The following is a 17,374-nucleotide window of genomic DNA, read 5'->3' as shown; positions in this document are numbered from 1 at the left end:
CAAGGACCCCCGTGCAATCCAAACACCGCATCCTGGTCGTCGAAGACGAAGCTGCGATTCGCACCGGGCTGGTGGATGTCCTGGTGTACCGCGGCTTCGAGGTCGAATGCGCAGGCGATGGCGCGCGCGGCCTGGCAATGGCCCTGTCGGGGCAGTTCGACCTGCTGCTGCTGGATGTCATGCTGCCGGGCTGCAGCGGGTTTGAGATCTGCGAGTCTGTGCGTCGCGCCGATCCGGAGCAGGCGATCATCCTGTTGACCGCCCGCGGCGGAGACGAAGACATCATCCAGGGCCTGACGCTTGGCGCCGATGACTATGTCACCAAGCCCTTCTCGGTCACCCAGCTGGTCCTGCGCATACAGGCGGTACTGCGCCGTACGCGGCCGGTGATGGCCGAGGTTTCGCAGATCGTGCTCGACAATGACGTGTGCGTGGATATCGCCAACCTGTGTGCGGATGTTCGTGGCCGTCAGGTGCGCTTCACGCGCCGCGAAATGGATGTCATGCAGTACCTGCATGCCCATGCCGAGCGGCCGGTGCCGCGCGAGGAGTTGCTGCATCGGGTGTGGGGCTACGCCCGGCAGATGGACATCGAAACGCGGACGGTTGATATCCACATTGCGAAATTGCGCCGAAAGCTCGAGGCGGACCAGCGCCAGCCGCGCTACCTGGTGACGGTTCGCGGGGGCGGATACCGGCTGCTGGCGAAACCCTCATGAGCCGACGCCCTGTGCCGGCCAGTCCGCGTCGCCTGGCGGCCCTGCTCGGCCTGCTGTTCGCGGCACTGTTGGTACCAATCCTGGTGCTGGTGCGGCACAGCGTGCTGCAGCTGCGCTGGGAAACGATTTCGCAGTACCGGACGCTGGCCGAGGAACTCGGGCTTCGCATCGATACCGGTCTGCAGGGACTGGTAGCGGCCGAAGAAGCGCGTTCCTCCTCGGCCTACCGATTCACCGTGCTGACGGATACGCAGAACCTGTCGAATTTCGCCTCGCGGGCGGAATTGAGTGACGTACCGCCGCGCACTGCGCTGCCGGGTGTCCAGGGCTATTTCGAAGTGGACGGCGACGGTGTTTTCCGGGTGCCATTCCTCCCGGACTCCACAACCGAGGCGCAGCGCTGGGGCATCGCGACGGCCGAACTGGCGCAACGCCTGCGGCTGCGCAGTCGCCTGTTCGGTATCGTCCAGGGCAGTGGCCGCGCCGTGGCACTGCCTTCTGGTGAAGGGATTGCCAATGTCGCCACCAACGACGATGCCCCCGGCCTGAAACATCCCGGCATCACCAAGCCGGCGTCGAAGGTGCAAGTGGCTGATCTCAATATTGGCAACACCTTTGCGCAGGGTGCCTCGCCCATGCAGTCGCAGCAGGCATTGCCGTACCAGCAGCGGCTGAAGGCCTTCGCGGCGCCGCGGACCAAGCGGACCGAACAGAACGTCGTCGTCGCGACCGGCTCGGCCCGTAGCGCCTCGCCCGTGCAGGAAAGCGAGCTGGATCCGTTCGACTACGTCGCCGTTCCTCCGGGCCATGGGCTGCTCGTGCGCAAAGTATGGCAGGGAGGGCGGCGGCATTTGCAGGGCGCTCTGCTGGATGTTCAGGCCTTTGTGGCTGCCACGATGACCGCACCGTTCCAGGAATCGGCGCTGGGTCAGTACAGCGACCTGGTCGTGGCGTTCGGCGACGACGTCGTCCATGTCACGCCCGCGGCGCAAGGGGCGTCGGAGCGCGCCAGCGAGGGCGGCGAGCTGCTCTACCAGCTCAAACTGTCTGCACCGTTTGACCGGTTTTCGCTGCTCTGGAAAGTCCGCGAGCTGCCCGCTGGACCGGGCGCGCGCGTCGTAATCGGAACCTCGGTCGTACTGGTTGTCGTGATGGTCGCCGGCTTTGCGGGCCTCTATCGACTCGGCAGACGGCAGCTTGCGTTGGCACGTCAGCAGCAGGATTTCGTGGCAGCCGTCAGCCACGAGCTGAAAACGCCGCTGACGTCCATCCGGATGTATGCCGAGATTCTGCGCGAGGGTTGGGCCAGCGAGGCCAAGCAACGGGAGTATTGCGGCTACATTTTTTCCGAAAGCGAGCGCCTGTCGCGGTTGATTGCGAGCGTGCTGCAGCTGGCGCGGATGGAGCGCCACGACGAGAGGCTGCGGATCGAGCCGGTGGCGATGACCTCTGCTCTGGCCATGGTCGAGGAGCGCGTGTCTGTGGCGATCGCTCAGGCGGGTTTCCAGGCGGAGTTCCATCTTGAGGAGGAGTGCGACCGGGTGGAAATGGCCGCCGACCCCGACGCGTTCGTGCAGGTCATGCTCAACCTGGTGGAGAACGCCCTGAAGTTTGCAGCCGGAGGGGAGCAGCGACGGCTCGTTGTGAGTGGCGGGTGCGACGGGCCCGAGCGGGTTGTCTGGCGAGTGCGTGACTTTGGACCGGGGGTGCCACGCTCCCAGGCGACGCGAATTTTCGAGCTGTTCTATCGCGCCGAAGACGAGATGACCCGGCAAACCACCGGCACTGGTATTGGGCTGGCACTGGTGCGCGAACTGGTACAGGCCATGGGCGGTGAGGTATGCGTGGTCGATGCACACCCCGGGGCCTGCTTCGAGGTTCGGTTGCAGCGATCGGGACCTGCCTGACCGTCACCGGTCCGTGCGCCAGGCCGCTGTGCCCGCCAGCGTCCGGCGGGTTTTTCGGCAGCGCCGCAGGTGCCATAATTACCGGCTGCCGTACGCCCCAGTCGGTGGTTCCAGTCGCTGGCCACCCGCAGTTGGGCGACTGAACCCGGCAAGGGTTCGGCCGGCAGAGTCGCCCGTCGGGTGCGCGTCGCCGACCCGATGGCACGCCCGCCGTACACCGTTTCTTTGCAGTAGCGCGCCGCGGGCCCGACCAGGCCGCGCGGGTCGCCGAGGAGAACATGCCGCCATGGCCGAACCCACTGGCTTTCTTGAGCCCCTGCTTGGCCCCTATGTTCCGTGGGTCTACGTCGACTCCCTGTACTGGACGGCATTCGGCATCTTCGGGAACGTGCTTTTCAGCATGCGCTTCCTGATCCAGTGGCTGTACTCGGAGAAAAAAAGCGCGTGGTCGTACCTCCGATCTTCTGGCACCTGAGCTTCTGGGGCAGCGCCATGACACTGCTCTATGCCATTCATATCGACAAGTTGCCCATTATCCTGGGCAGCATGTTCCTGCCCTTCGTGTACGCCCGGAACCTGTGGCTGCTCATGCGTCACGGATCGGCGGAGAAGCCGCCGCAGAACGAGGCCTGACCGTTGTTGTCGCGGCCGGCGCTTGGGGTGCCGGGCCGCGACCGGTTCATGCCATCAACGCCAGCAATCGGCGACCGGCGTACGGGCGCCGGTCTGGGCCAGGGTGAGGGTGCCGCAGGTGTCTTCCCTTTGCCGTTCGACGGGTGTCGCCTGCAACACGTACGCTGTTGCGCTGCGTTGCGCGAAACTGATCTGGTAGGTTGCATCCCCGGTGCGGGGCGACTGGTCCATCGGTGGTGCGAGGGCAAAGTTCAGATAGCTGCGGTCGATCGTGAACTGCCGCTCCAGCAGCTGCGCCACTTCCATCAGGTCAGCCTGGGCCTTGGTTCGATGGCTGCGCAGGACGTAGCCCCGATAGGCCGGTATCGCCACCGTTGCCAGGACGGCAACGATCGCAAGCACGATGACCAGTTCGATCAGGGTGAATCCGCGCATCGCGCCGGGGCGGTGGGACGATGAGTGCATGATGCGTCTCGGGTTTCCACGGGGATGAGCGACTTCCATCAGTGCACCTGCCGCCACGAGACGCGTCCGCAGGGAATCGGGGCCTGGATCGCCTTGTTGGCCGTGTTGGGATAGGTCCACAGGCAGCGGGTCGTGCTGATCGTAGGCGGCGTGAACGAGCAGGCCGGGTCGTTGGGATCGCAGCCGAGTTCAGGCACTGCCGGCGGCGGCTGGATGGATACCACCGGCACGGGTTCGCCCTGCGGGGGGCCGTTGCCAATATCGGTTCCGCCGGTCCGGGGTGGTGGCGGATTCGTTCCGCCCGCGGGGATCTCCGCGTAGCTTGCACCACCACTGAGCGCGTCCAGTTCCATCAGTCCGTTGAGTCCGCCGGGTTGGCAGGAATCGCCCTGGGGCCGGAACGTATTGAACAACGCGGTACCCAGGATTACGGCCGGCGCGGCAAGAACGCGCTCGGCGGCCATGCGGTCCACACCGTTGTCGATGTACTCCAGGTCCAGGAACCAGCCGAACCGGCCCTGCGGATTGGCGGCGGTCCGATAGCCGACCGGCTCCTGCGTCGATACCCGATAGCCGTTGCGGTAGTCGGTGACGCGTTGCTGCCGCAGCAATTCCCAGCGGGACTGGGCGCTGGGCTGGATGCTTTGCGCAGCCGGTCCGCTGTCCCAGATGCCGTAGATCGAGTTGACCAGCGGATTGCCGTCCGGCTCATGTTGTCCCGGATTGGCATCGTCTGTATTGAGGTAGCGGCCGGTGCCAAAGAGCACCACGGTGCCGCCGATGGGATTGGCCACCACATCCATGCCGCCGGTGATGGACTGGCGGTGCCCGTATTTGTCCACTGCCTTGAACAGCGGACTGGATCCGAGCGGATTGTGCCAGCCGTTGTTGCTGTCAAGGATAAATTTCCACAGATTGCCGTGGTAATCGCCGGCGTAGAGGGTATCCGCCACGCGGTCACCATCGGTATCGGCCGCTGCGACGCCGCTCATGCCATTCGGGTCGGTGGGCGAGCCCTGGCCCGTGTCGAGTTTGGCGATCGGATCGCCGCTGGCGAGATCGCGGATGAAGAGCACCGAGCGGTGATTTTCACTGTTGTATCCGTTGCCGAAGATGGCCGCCCATCGACCATCCGGCAGGAGCGCGATCTGCGGCCGTTCCTGAAGGCGCCCCATGTCCGGATCGACCTGGCTGTTGAACTCCCACAGCACATTGCCTGGTCCGAACTGCCCGGTTTGCCCGAGTCCGCTGACATTGAGTGCGTACACGCCGCGTCCGCCGATACCGATGCTGCTGAGCAGCACTTCCATCCACTGTCCGCCCAGGAAGGCATCGCCGACCAGGGGCGATGCGTCGGCGTAGTAGCGATGCGAGTAGGCGGGACGCGCCAGATGGTGCAGTTGGCCGGTGATGCCCGCCGGCACATAGCCGAAGAGCTCCACGCCACCGCCATCGTGACCGCTGAAGCCGTGCATCATGCCGTCGTTCGCGCCGACAAACAGGACCGGCTGTGTGCTCTTGCTCTCCACAAAGGCGCGATAGGACGACGCGCCTGTCGCAACGCCTCCAACCCGTTCCGGAAGCACGGCGTAGCCCAGGCTGCGCCGGCTGACGACTGCCGGGGTGGAGCTGAGAATGTCGCCGATCCGGTGCGTGCGCCGACGGAACGGGCCGGCGGGAACTTCCTTCGAGGCGTCGCCGCGCAGGTACGCGACGACGTCATCGAGTGCAAACTGGTCGACGGGCAGGTCACCCATCAGTTCGCTGCGCAGCGGTTCCGTCGCATAGGTGGCGGCGCTGAACGGTGCGCCGACAAAACGCCCTCCTGCGCCATTCGGAACAGCGGTGACCAGGTGGCGGGACGCGGCGTCAGGCATCTTTTCGTCCGCACTCCAGACCTTGTTGCCAAGCGTGCCGTTGGGGTTCAGCCGGAACGCCTGCACGTCGCCGGACCACTCACCGGGCTTGTACGAGACCTGGTAGGTGAGCGTGCTGCCCGGCACGAAGCGCGGCGAACTGGTGGCAAGGCTGGCTGCAGGGCGTGCATCGGAGATGATGGCTTCGAACACCTTGCGCAGCTCGGTCTTCAGTCGCGCCGGATCCCGCACCGGGAAGAACGCATCGGGTTTTCCGGGTACCTGGATATCCCATTCGCCCGGATCCGGCAGATTGTCGTTGTCCGCGTCGCGGAAGCTGCCGAACTTCGCCGCATAGAACAGCGGGTTTTCCAGCGTTCGCGCGCCGCCGCTGGCGGCCCGGAATTTCAGGACCTGCGGTGGCGCCCAGGTCACGGGGGGCGCCGCGGTGGAGGTCAGCACGCTGCCGTTGGCCCCGCCGGGACGCAGGGCCAGCCGCTTGACGCCATCGGTCGCGCCGGAACCGGTTACTGCGAATCCGGTGAGCATGGCATTGCCGGCATAGGCGGACAGGTTCTCGATGCGTACGAGTACTTCGTCCTCGCCGACGACGGGCATTCCGTTCGGGCCGCAGGCCGGCGAGGTGGACCGCCAGCAGATGTCGTAGTACGTCTGGCCGGGAGTGCCTTTCCGGGTGCACCGGCTTCCGACGCAGTAGGTCATCAGCGAGACCACGTCATTGTCGTGGTCATTTCCCCATTGGGAATCTTCCCAGACGAGTGAAAAGCTTCCCGCCGTGCCGTCGGGCTCGAGAGGACGACCGTAGGTGTGGCCGGGCTGTACACGCGACACCTTGGGCCCAACCCCGACCGCGCCCAGATAGCAGCTGCGCCATCCGCTGGATTCCGCGGTCGCGGCACCGGTGTTGTTGGCCTGGCACAAGGGTGCGAGCGAGACATGGCCGTTGCCGACCGGCACCCGGAACGTCGGCAGGTTTTCTGCCACCGAGACGGCGTAGGTCTGTACGCGGTTCTTGTGGCTGGCGGGCTTGGGCTGCCCGGACGGCGTGGTCAGGCGTGGGCGCAGGTCGGTGGTGAATGCCTTGTGCGCATGGCCGCTGAGCAGGTAGCTGCCTTCCATTGAAGGAATGTCCGGGCAGATGCCGCGGACTTCGCCCAGTGCTGCGACGGGTTTGCTGGTGCAGAGGTCTTCGTGCGTGGCGATGGATTCGCCCTTGGGCGTTGCACCAACCCGGCCGACGAGGTAGTCGCCGGTGATCTGCTCGTGGCCTCCGACGGTGTTGGTGGCCGTTGCAGCGCTGCCCAGTTCCGGCACATCCGGGATTTCGTCGCTATCGAAGGAGTTCAGTCCGGTGGAAAGAACCAGAATGCTGCAATTGGCACAATAGGCATTGCCGCCGTCACGCGGCAGGCGGTAGGGGTCCTGCCAGGTGGGACGGGGCAGGCCCGCGAGGTCAGTACCCGTCGCGAATGCCTCCGTGCGCGGGGCGGCCGCAATGTAGCGCAGCGCCTCCGCGTACATTTCGGATACCGGGTTACCCCACGCACTGCAGTTCTGCGAGCGGGTGACGGAGCCGGGGTTGTTGAGGTTGATCGTTCCATAGCCCTGGCGATTGAGAATGCTGTAGGTATTGCAGTCGGTCCAGCGGCTGCTGTAATCCCAGGTGGTCAATTTGAGGCGATTCATCGTGTTGATGATTCCCTCGTCGTTGGGGCGCTGATTGCAGAAGCGGCCAGTCGCCTTGTCGATCTCATCGCCGGTACTGCAGCCGCGGTTATCGCTGTTGCCGGCGATCTTGCCGATATTGCGACGGATGACGCCGCCGCTGCGCGGCGCCGCATAGCTGCCCGTCAGCAGACCAAACCGCATCGCGCCGTTCTCGCCGTACTCCTGGAGCAGACCCGCCGGCTTGAACGTGGCACCGTTGGCGCCGTAGGGGCGGCAGAAGGATTCGCGCGACGCGCTGGCGCCCGCCGCACAGACCTCCACGCGCACGACGAACTCGGTAGTTGCCCGTGGCGGGCTGTCGGACTGGGCTTCGCTGTTGGCGTCTTCGCGCCAGTTGCACTGGTTGAGCGCGGTAGATGCCCACTCGGTCCAGATGCCGGTGGCAACGCGCAGCTTTGGCGCGCCCGCGTCACTGAACGAGGCATTGCAGAACGACATCGGCGAGGTGAAAGGCGTGTACCGCGCAATGTCGCTGCCGCTGTAGGTTTTCACCCAGGCGTGCAGATCCGAGGGAATGTGAGCACGTTCCAGCACCGTGTTCGTGTCATCCGTTGAGCGGTATCCGCCGTAGAAGACAAAGCGCAGCATGTCCAGGCGGCTCATGGTGAGCCAGTTCAGGAAATTGCCGCTCCAGGCATTGCTGCACTGGTGGTCAGCCGCTGCACCGGCGGCTTTGAAGCGTTCCCCGATGTAGGCGTAGCACAGGCGGGGATCGAAATAGCCGGCGTACTCGAACCGGTTCTGATAGGTGGTGTCGAGCAGACCGTCCCCGTCAAGGTCGGTGTAGTCCGTATACGCTTTGATGAAAAGCTGCTCGTCGCGGGACATCACCATCATCATGAGCGGCGGTTGTCCGCTACTGGTAAACAGCGGATCGTCGGCGATCGGGATGTCAGCCATGGCGATGGGGCTGAGAAGGCCGGCACCAATGGTCAGCAGGCATGCGCCGGCGGTGCACCGCCAGTGAGTGTGCGTCATTCCGGTAGTCCCTTACGGATGAGAGGGTGAATGATCTGGTCAGGCAGTCAGGAGAGGGCAGGTAGCTGAATCGGGTGCGGACCCCATGACGCAGGGCCACGGCAGGTACGATGCGCGACGGGCGGCGATCGCCTAGTACACATAGGTCGATTGCACCGCGGCAGTCGCGGTGGTGTCCTTTCCAGGAGCGCCGGCGGAGACGACGAAGAACTTCGGTTCGCGCAGCGGATCCGTGCCGAACTTCAACGATTGCCCGATGCGCACGCGGTGGACCGATTCGACGGGGGTTTCCGGCCCTTCGGCATACCAGCCGTACCAGGGAGTGGTGGTGTCGTCGGCGATGGTGGCGAAGGCGACATCCGGCTGCCGGAGCGGATCGACCACGACGCCTTCGCCGCTGACCAACTGCAGCTCGGCCGATTCAAAGGCGTCATGGTGATTCTTGAAGCTGCCGGCGAGCCGTTCCTGGATAGCGGTCATGCGTGCGGCCGCGAGCGTGAGCAGCATCATCAGGATCAGGATCATGAGACTGACGAAAAGAACGGCGCCGGACTGGCGGCGCACCGGAGCGATCGGAGCGAGGTGGCGTGAGTGCATGGACGCGGTCATTGGGCGTTGCTGATGCGGTTGCGCAGCGAAACGGTCGTCCGGTAGATCTGGCGCAGGCGCCGGTCATCGGGACGTGTCAGGGATTGGTCGAGGAGGACGTACTGGCGATCGGTCGGCTGCGGACTGTTGAAGGTGTCCACGCTCCGGATCAGCAAGGCCAGCTGCAGCGAACGAGCCTGGCGCCACCGTTCGTCGCGCTGGGCTTCGCCGCTGCTGCCTTCGATCAATGCGGCAGCGGTGACGTAGGTGTCTGCCGTGTCATCGGGCGGAACCGCCGTGTCGCGGCCGATCAGCACCTGGATGCTCTCCACGCCCTCCAGCAACTCGCGCGATTCCACCGAGCCCGTCGACGTCAGTGTCTGCATCATGAGCGCCGGCTGTCCGCCGGCTCCCTGTCCGACGTAGTAGGCGACGTAGTTGGCGCGGTGCAGCTCCGCATTCCACCAGCGCTGACCGGTGCCCTGTACGCCGTATTCCACTTCGCGATCCCCGCGCCAGGTGCGGCCGGGGGAATTCTGCGGGTCGTACTGGTAGCGATTGCCGGGCTCGCCCGCGGTGTAACCCGCTGCAATGCGATGCCCCTCGACGTGGGTGGCCTGGAACACATCGGCGAAGCGATAGTTGCCCACGCCGTAGATGCCACTGGCGGTGAACGGTTTGCCGTCGGGGAATGAGTCCTTGAGCACAGTGAAGGTGTCATCGGCCGGGTTGAATCCGGTCAGGGGGATGCTCTCTTCGCTGAAGAAGCGCAGCACCAGGATGTCTGACCCCTGCAACGGCCGCGCGTTGCCCAGCGCAGCGGGCAGGGCCGGTGTCCAGTCATTGGCACCACCGACCGGCGGATTGGCCGCGGTCACCAGTGCATTGGCGTTGAACACCTCCAGCGCTCGATGAAAGCGATAGGGAAAAGCGTCGGTGTCGATCCCGTTGGCAGCCAGGTGGTTGGTGAAGTTGCCGTTGCCGGCCGCGGTGCGGTTGAGATCGTTGCCGCCACCCAGGTAGCCCGCCATGCGCACATCCCGTTCCAGCGCGATCAGGGCGAACCGGGCGTTTTCCTGGATGCGCGACAGGGCGTTCTGCAGCTGATGGCTGGCCTTGTTCGCGCCGAAGATCTGGGTGATGCCCAGCAGGATCAGGGCCGACAATGCGATGGCGACCATGACTTCGATCAGCGACATTCCACCGGCGCGTGCCGGAAAGCGGTAGTGGCGCATGCCGGGCCTCAGAGGGATGACGTCAAGGTGAATTCGGCCGTCGGGTCGCCGGCCGACCAGCGTGCGTCCGCCCAGCGTATGGAGACGATGATTCGCCCGCCCGGCATCTGCACGCGTCCGTCACCGGATGGCAACTGATCACGAACGGCACATTTCCACTCGTGCAGGTCGCGGGCGGCAAGCGGCCCGGTCGTCGGCGCCGCACCCGTGCAGCGGCCGGTACCGCCACTGAACGCGGCGTAGTACTGTCCGGCCACGACGCCCGGACGATTGGCCCGCATGCGGTCCATCAGGTCATAGGCGAGCGCGGTGGCCTGGGTGCGGTAGTTAGCGCTCTGATTGGCTTTGACGGAAAAGATCTGCAGCGCGGCCAGGCCGAGCAGTCCGATGCCGATCACCGCGATGGCCACCAGCACCTCGATCATCGAAAAGCCTGCGGCGCGACGGGTCAACCGGGGGCTCGACTGCACCGCGCGCACCGGGATAGCGGGGGGCATCACGAACACGTCTCCTTGCTGACGTTGGATCGGCCGTACGGGCCAAGGCGAATGCGGCGCTGCTGGTCCTGCTGGCAACCCTGGGGACGCAGCGTCCATTGCACATCGGTATCGGAGGTGACGGCGCCGTCGCGGGTGAAACTGACTACGGCGATGTCGCCGCTCAGCGCGTCGGCGCCGGCGAGTGCGGGCCACACGCGAAGCACGGTGTCGGTACTGCCAAGAATGCCGACGTCCGCGCGGTCGGCGAATACCAGCCAGCCGCCGGACCAGTCGGTGCCTGCAGCGCAGGTGGCACCGTCGGCGCTCGGGCAGAGCGAAATCCGCATGCCGCGCGTGATGGCTTCGGTGCGTGCCAGGTTGATCGCCGTCAGGAACTCGGCAGCTTGTGTCGTTGCGCGATTGGCACGCGTCACGTTGACGTAGGAAGGTAGCGCAAGGGCCGTCAGCAGGGTGACGACCAGAACAACGATGACCAGCTCAACCAGCGTGAACCCTGCCGCACGGGCCTGCCCGGTGGCGCGCGATGCCGCTCCCGTCTGCACGATGACTCCGATATCCCTATCGATGGCGTCGGAGCCTAGCACTGCTGGCGAACCCGCTCGTCGCGGTGAATATTCCCCTGTGTCATGGTCGGAACAAGGCGCGAGAAGAGATCGTGCGGGCGTCGATTTCCGCAATGAATGTCTGAGTACCCAAACGTATCGGTTGTGTATAGGTGGAAAAATAGGAAAAGTTATTCGCCGCCGATGTCTTCGGTGCGCGGCTTGGTGGAGTCGACCTCGCGGCCATGCGGTTGGGTATGAAGTGAATCGCGTGCTAGCTCGCGCCGGCGCAACCATCGGAACAACACGGGTGTGACGAGCATCGACAAGACGGGTGCCGTCACCATCCCGCCCACCATGGGCGCCGCGATCCGTTGCATGATCTGCGCGCCGGTGCCGTCGCCGAAGAGAATTGGCATCAGGCCAGCCAGGATGACGGTCACTGTCATGGCCTTTGGACGCACGCGTTGCAGTGCACCCTCGTAGATGGCGCCATCGAGGGTATGGGCGTTGGCGGGTTCGCCGGCCGCCAGTCGCCGCTCCCAGGCCTGTTTCAGGTAAAGCAGCATCAGTACGCCGAACTCGGCGGAGACGCCTGCCAGTGCAATGAAGCCGATGACGCTGGCGACCGATACCGAGTGGTCGAGCAGGAAGATGAGCCAAAGTCCGCCGACAAGGGCCAGGGGCAGGCTGAGCAGGATGAGCAGTGCGTCGTCGATACGGCGGAAGGTGAGAAACAACAAAAGGAAGATGCAGGCGATGGCGGCTGGAACCACGACGCGCAGTCTTGCCGCCGCCCGTTCCAGGTATTCGAACTGGCCTGACCAACTGATCGAATAGCCCGGCGGCAGCGTGACGGTTTCCTGGATGCGCCGCTGCAACGCGTGGACGAGCGCGGCCAGGTCGCGCCCGCTGGCGTCGACGTAGATCCAGCCCGTCAGACGTCCGTTTTCGCTGCGGATCATGGGCGGCCCGTCGGCCAGGGACACGCGCGCGACATCGGCCAGAGTCAGCCACAGCCCGGCATCGGTGATGATGGGCAGCTCGCGCAGCTTCTGCACCGAATCGCGCCATTCACGGGGGTAGCGCAGGGAGATCGGGAAGCGGCGCCGGCCGTCGATGGATTCGCCGATATCTTCGCCGCCGATCAGGGACCGCACGACACTCTGCACGTCGGCGATGTTGAGGCCGCGGCGTGCGGCGGCGGCGCGATCAATGTCAATGTCGACGTAGCGGCCACCGGTCAGGCGCTCGGCCAGTACCGAGTGGACGCCGGGTACCGTTTTCACCGCGGCCTCGATGGCCTTGGCGACCTGGTCGATCTGCGCCAGATCATTGCCGTTGACCTTGATGCCTATCGGGCTCTTGATGCCGGTTGCCAGCATGTCCAGGCGATTGCGGATCGGCTGCACCCAGAGGTTGGTCAGGCCGGGCATCTGCACTGCCGTATCCAGCTCGGCGACCACGCGCTCGGGTGTCATGCCGGGACGCCACTGGGCACGTGGCTTGAGCCGCACGGTGGTCTCGATCATCTCCATAGGCGCCGTATCCGTGGCGGTATCGGCCTTGCCGATCTTGCCGAACACGCTGGCGACCTCGGGCACGCTCCGGATCATGCGATCGGTCTGCTGCAGCACCTGTGCGGCCTTGCCGGCGGACAGGCCCGGCAGGGCGGTCGGCATATATAAAAGGTCGCCTTCGTCCAACGGCGGCAGGAATTCGCTTCCCAGGCGCTGCAGCGGTATGAGGGTGGCGGCTAGGATCACCAGCGCAGATACCACTGTCAGCCGGGGGTGTGCCATCACCGCCTGCAGTGCCGGCCGATACATCGCGACGAGCAGGCGGTTGACCGGGTTGGCGGATTCTTCGGGGATACGGCCGCGGATCCAGTAACCCATGAGCACCGGAACGATCGTGATGGAGATGGCTGCGGCCGCAGCCATCGCATAGGTTTTGGTGTAGGCCAATGGTGCGAAGAGTCGTCCTTCCTGGGCCTGCAGCGCGAACACCGGGACGAAGGAGAGGGTGATGATCAGCAGGCTGAAGAAGAGCGCCGGGCCGACCTGGCTCGCCGCGTCAGCCACCAGCTGCCAGCGTTCGGCGGGGGCGGGCGTGCGTCCCGGATGGGCGTGGTGCCACGCTTCGAGTCGCTTGTGCGCGTTCTCGATCATGACGACCGCGGCATCGACCATGGCGCCGATGGCAATGGCAATCCCGCCCAGCGACATGATGTTGGCGTTGATGCCCTGCAATCGCATGATGCCAAAGGCAGCAAGGACGCCCAGTGGCAGGGCGACGATGGCAACGATGGCCGAGCGGACATGGAACAGGAACAGCGCGCAGGCCAGCGCCACCACGAGGAATTCCTCGATCAGCTTGCCGCGCAGATGGTCGATGGCGCGGTCAATCAGGTCCGACCGGTCATAGGTCTCCACGATCTCGATCCCCGGCGGAAGCGACGCACGCAGCTCAGCAAGCCTCGTCTTCACCGCGGCGATGGTCTGGCGCGCGTTCTCGCCGGACCGCATGACGATGATGCCGCCGGCGACTTCCCCTTCGCCGTTGAGTTCGGCGATCCCGCGCCGCATCGCCGGGCCCCACTGGACGCGCGCCACATCGCCCAGCTGAACCGGTACTCCGCGCGAGTCGGCCGCCAGGGGGATGGCGCGCAGGTCGTCCAGCGTTCGCAGGTAGCCGCTGGCGCGGACCATGTACTCGGCTTCCGCCAGCTCGAGCACGGAGCCGCCGGCTTCGCCATTGGCGCGTTGCACGGCGTCGATGATGCGCGAATGGGAGAGGCCGCGGGCGCGCAGCCGGTCCGGGTCCACGATGATCTGGTACTGGCGCACCATGCCGCCGACGCTGGCGACTTCGGCCACACCTGCCACGCTCTTGAGCTCATAGCGGAGAAACCAGTCCTGCACGGCGCGCAGTTCCGACAGATCGTGTTTTCCGCTGGTGTCGCGCAGGGCGTATTCGTAGATCCAGCCTACGCCCGTGGCGTCCGGCCCCAGCGCGGTGACCGCGCCCCCGGGCAGGCGTGACTGCACCTGGTTGAGATACTCAAGGACGCGCGAGCGTGCCCAGTAGAGATCCGTGCGGTCGTCAAACAGCACGTAGACGTAGGACTCGCCAAAAAAGGAATAGCCGCGCACCGTGCGTGCCGCTGGCACCGACAGCAACGTGGCAGACAAGGGATAGGTGATCTGGTCCTCGACGATCTGCGGTGCCTGTCCGGGCCAGGTAGTCCGCACGATCACCTGGACATCGGACAGATCCGGCAGGGCGTCGACCGGGGTCTGGCGAAGTGCCTGCCAGCCGATGATGGTCAGAAGTGCCGTTGCCAGGATGACGAGCAGCCGGTTGTGAATCGACCAGCGGATCACTCGCTCGATCATGGGCGGCGGTCCTGTGTGTCGGCGGAGACGGGGGTGACGGCGACAAGCTCCCAGGCCTCCGCATTGCGCCGGAATCGAAGCTGTACGCGGTCGCCGACGGGCTGCGGCGCGATACCGGCCGAGGGTGGCGCGGTGAAGCCCATGCGCATGGCCGGCATATCCAGGGCGTCGATCGAGTCGGTCGCAATCGTCCACTGCGTGCCATCGATGGCCTCGACGATACCGGTGGCGTCGAACGCCGGCGTGACCTCCGCCTGGGGGTTTTCCAGCCGCGCGAGCGTGCCGCGGAGACTGGCTTCCGAATCGATCAGGAACTGGCCTGAGAGCACCACTTCTTCGTTCTCGGCGATGCCCTCCAGGATGGCTGTCCGATCGCCGCTTTCCTCACCGATGCGCACTTCCTGCGCCCGGAAACCGCCATCGTCGCGGACGATCACGACGTGGCGTCGTCCGGTCGCTATGACTGCCTCGCTGGGCACCTGGACGGCGACGTCGCCTTCCCGGGCGAAGTGAACCTGGGCGGTCATGCCGGGGACCAGGCGATGTCCTTCGTTGTCCAGCGTGATCCGGATCGTTCGGGTGCGCGTTGCGGGATCCAGCAGCGGTAGTACTGTGTCGACGACACCCGACCGGCGCTCGCCGGGCCATGTGGGCACGGTGATGTCCGCGCGGGTGCCGACCGTGACATGCGCGATCTGCGTTTCGGCGACGGACGCCTGGACCCAGACCGTATCGAGTCCGGCGACCTGGCCCATGGCGGCGCCGGGCGACACCGAGGCGCCTTCCCGCACTGCCAGTTCGCGCAGCACGCCGTCACGCGGCGACCGCACGACGTGCCGGGTCTGCGCCGTACCGGAACGCTCGACCTGCCGGATCGCGACGTCGTCCATTCCCAGCAGCACCAGGCGGCGGCGCGCTGCCGCCTGCAGCGCGTCGAGCCCAGGGGCCGTGGCGCGGCGCAGGGCCAGGTATTCCTCCTGGGCGGCCGTCCATTCGGGTGCGAGGATGGTCAGCAACGGCTGGCCGGCGCGAACGGCGGAGAATGGCGTACGCAGGTGCAGTGTTTCGACAATGCCCGGCACTCGCGCCTGCACCGCACTGACAAGGCGCTCGTCCGCCTCGATGGTTGCCGGCGCGTAGACGGGGCTGCGCAGGGACGCCCGGGTGGCGCGCCCGGTGCGTAGGCCGCTGTTCTGCACCAGGCGGGGATCGATGGCGACGCTTCCCGGTGCGGCCGGCTCGTCGGCGTATTTAGGTACCAGCGCCATATCCATGAACGGCGATTTGCCCGGCTGCGGAAAATGCTGGTTGGGCACCATGGGGTCGTACCAGTACAGCACTTTGCGTTCCGGCACCGGAGGCGTGGTGGGGGTGGACGGTCGCGTCGACGTCCACCACGCCGTTGCCAGCGTGCCGACCAGGAGGCCGGCGGCAAACAGGAGCCAGGGTCTGGGTGACATGTCAGTGCTCCCCGCCTTCGGCAAAGCGCAGCGTGGCCCAGGCCGTGGCGCGCTGCGCCCGGAGGTCCACATAGGCCAGTCGTAGTTCGATCGCAGCCTCGTGGGCGACCAGGGCACTGCGGAGGTCTGCCCGGCCACCGCGATAGGCCGCCAGCGCGCTGTCGAAGCGGTCGTCCGCCAGCGGCAGCAGTTCGGCGGTGTAGCGCTGCAGCCGTTGACCCGTTCGTTGCCAGGTGCTGGCCGCTTTCTGAAGCTCGGCGCGATGAACCTGCTCCCGGTCGCGGCGCTCGGCCTGGACTTTCTCCACGCCATGACGCCGCGCCTGGATAGTCGGGTCCTGTCGCTGGTGGGCAAACAGGGGCAGCCCGACGCGCAGCTGGACGGAAACCATGTCGTCGAAGGCGGATCCGCGTCGTGACCAGGCCAGCTCCACGGACCAGTCGGCACGCTTGTCGAGGCGGGCCAGCGACAGCTCCGCCTCGGCGACGGATTCCGTCGCCTGCCAGGCCAGCAGTTCCCGATGGTGGGTGATGCGTTCAAGCAACCGTTCCGGCGGCGTGGGCAGGCTGTCGATGTCCGGCAGCGGGCCAAGCGCTTGTTCCCCGATATCGGGCAGCCAGCGGGCGAGGTCCGCTCGCGCGAGCGCCACGGCCTGAGCGGCCTCGTCAATCCGGTCTTCCAGCAGGGCGACGGCGCTGCGGGCCGCGACGGCATCGGCGGCGGAAACGCCGCCGGCCGACAACGCAGCGGTGGCGCTGTCGAGCTGCAACCGGGTACGCGGGCGGAGTTCGAGCAGCAGTTCGAGGCGGTCCTGGGCCACTCGGGCGGCAATGAAGCGATGCGCGACCGCTTCCTGCAGGGCGAGCCTCGCGGCGGCCAGGCGCCGCGACTCCTGTTCGGCGGTTGCCCGGGCAAGGGCCGCGCGGCCGTCGCGCTTGGCGCGCGCGGGTAACGCCTGCATCAGGCCGACGCGGCGCATCGTCATGAAATCGGCCCCTGGGCGAAACGCGTCCTCGCCCTCCACGGGGAGATTCTCGATCCCGAGAATCAACTCCGGGTCCGGCAACTGGCCCGCCGGGCCGATGGTGGCCTCGGCCGCGGCGAGCGCCGATTCCTGTGCAGCGAGCTGGGCGGAGTCTTTTGCAGCTGACTCCAACGCCTGGAAGAAGGTGATGGGCTGCGCGTCGGCCAGGCCCGTGCGGCATCCCAGCAGCAGGAGCGTGGCACTCAGGCAGGTCAGCCAGCCACCTCGCAGCGGCGAGGTGGACGCAGTGGTACAGATAGGTGGTCTCATGTGGACTCCACGACCAGGGATCGACGGGCCGCTGACGCGGCGATCGGACA

At 66.0% G+C, this 17,374-nt stretch carries 11 protein-coding genes and 1 pseudogene; 3 read left to right on the top strand and 9 right to left on the bottom strand.

All coding sequences use genetic code 11. The annotated features are described in order from the left end of the window. Window positions 1–11: 11 nt before the first annotated feature. The 3 genes and pseudogenes from N4264_RS16370 (at window position 12) to N4264_RS25890 (ending at window position 3,259) form a co-directional block, all read left to right on the top strand. A complete protein-coding gene (locus tag N4264_RS16370) occupies window positions 12–719 on the top strand; it encodes a response regulator transcription factor (RefSeq protein ID WP_261693309.1) in 708 nt (235 codons plus the stop codon). Then, window positions 716–2,626 carry an ATP-binding protein gene (locus tag N4264_RS16365; protein ID WP_261693308.1) on the top strand — a complete coding sequence of 637 codons (1,911 nt, stop codon included), beginning with the start codon at window positions 716–718 and terminating at the stop codon, window positions 2,624–2,626. The genes N4264_RS16370 and N4264_RS16365 overlap by 4 nt, the downstream gene beginning before the upstream one ends. Continuing rightward, window positions 2,571–3,259, top strand: a pseudogene (locus N4264_RS25890) (lipid-A-disaccharide synthase N-terminal domain-containing protein). Before N4264_RS16365 ends, N4264_RS25890 begins: the two are co-directional and overlap by 56 nt. A gap of 54 nt (window positions 3,260–3,313) precedes the next feature. On the opposite strand, the gene N4264_RS16350 reads toward N4264_RS25890, so the two are convergent. The 9 genes from N4264_RS16350 to N4264_RS16305 form a co-directional block, all read right to left on the bottom strand. After that, entirely contained in the window at window positions 3,314–3,724 is a 411-nt protein-coding gene (locus tag N4264_RS16350; RefSeq protein WP_282563015.1) for a type IV pilin protein, read from the bottom strand. Between the two features lie 38 nt (window positions 3,725–3,762). Then, entirely contained in the window at window positions 3,763–8,307 is a 4,545-nt protein-coding gene (locus N4264_RS16340) for a pilus assembly protein (RefSeq protein ID WP_261693305.1), read from the bottom strand. Window positions 8,308–8,439: 132 nt separating this feature from the next. After that, entirely contained in the window at window positions 8,440–8,904 is a 465-nt protein-coding gene (locus tag N4264_RS16335; RefSeq protein WP_261693304.1) for a pilus assembly PilX family protein, read from the bottom strand. 8 nt (window positions 8,905–8,912) lie between these two features. Next, window positions 8,913–10,130: a PilW family protein gene (locus N4264_RS16330; protein ID WP_261693303.1), complete on the bottom strand. Its 1,218-nt coding sequence runs from the start codon at window positions 10,128–10,130 to the stop codon at window positions 8,913–8,915. Window positions 10,131–10,138: 8 nt separating this feature from the next. After that, window positions 10,139–10,609, bottom strand: coding sequence for a type IV pilus modification protein PilV (gene pilV, locus N4264_RS16325; protein WP_261693302.1), 471 nt, complete (start codon window positions 10,607–10,609; stop codon window positions 10,139–10,141). A 17-nt stretch (window positions 10,610–10,626) separates the two neighbouring features. Further along, window positions 10,627–11,214 carry a GspH/FimT family protein gene (locus tag N4264_RS16320; protein ID WP_261693301.1) on the bottom strand — a complete coding sequence of 196 codons (588 nt, stop codon included), beginning with the start codon at window positions 11,212–11,214 and terminating at the stop codon, window positions 10,627–10,629. A gap of 149 nt (window positions 11,215–11,363) precedes the next feature. Further along, the gene (locus N4264_RS16315) at window positions 11,364–14,570 is read right to left on the bottom strand and encodes an efflux RND transporter permease subunit (protein ID WP_261693300.1); all 3,207 of its coding nucleotides are present in this window, start codon (window positions 14,568–14,570) and stop codon (window positions 11,364–11,366) included. Further along, window positions 14,567–16,030, bottom strand: coding sequence for an efflux RND transporter periplasmic adaptor subunit (locus N4264_RS16310; RefSeq protein WP_261693299.1), 1,464 nt, complete (start codon window positions 16,028–16,030; stop codon window positions 14,567–14,569). The genes N4264_RS16315 and N4264_RS16310 overlap by 4 nt, the downstream gene beginning before the upstream one ends. A 1-nt stretch (window position 16,031) precedes the next feature. Beyond that, window positions 16,032–17,324, bottom strand: a complete 1,293-nt coding sequence (locus N4264_RS16305; protein ID WP_261693298.1) for a TolC family protein — start codon at window positions 17,322–17,324, stop codon at window positions 16,032–16,034. Window positions 17,325–17,374 lie beyond the last annotated feature (50 nt).

This window comes from Tahibacter amnicola (genome assembly GCF_025398735.1).
GTDB classification, from domain to species: domain Bacteria; phylum Pseudomonadota; class Gammaproteobacteria; order Xanthomonadales; family Rhodanobacteraceae; genus Tahibacter; species Tahibacter amnicola.
The sequence above is the reverse complement of the archived record's forward strand: the minus strand, read 5'-3'. Positions and strand labels throughout refer to the sequence as shown.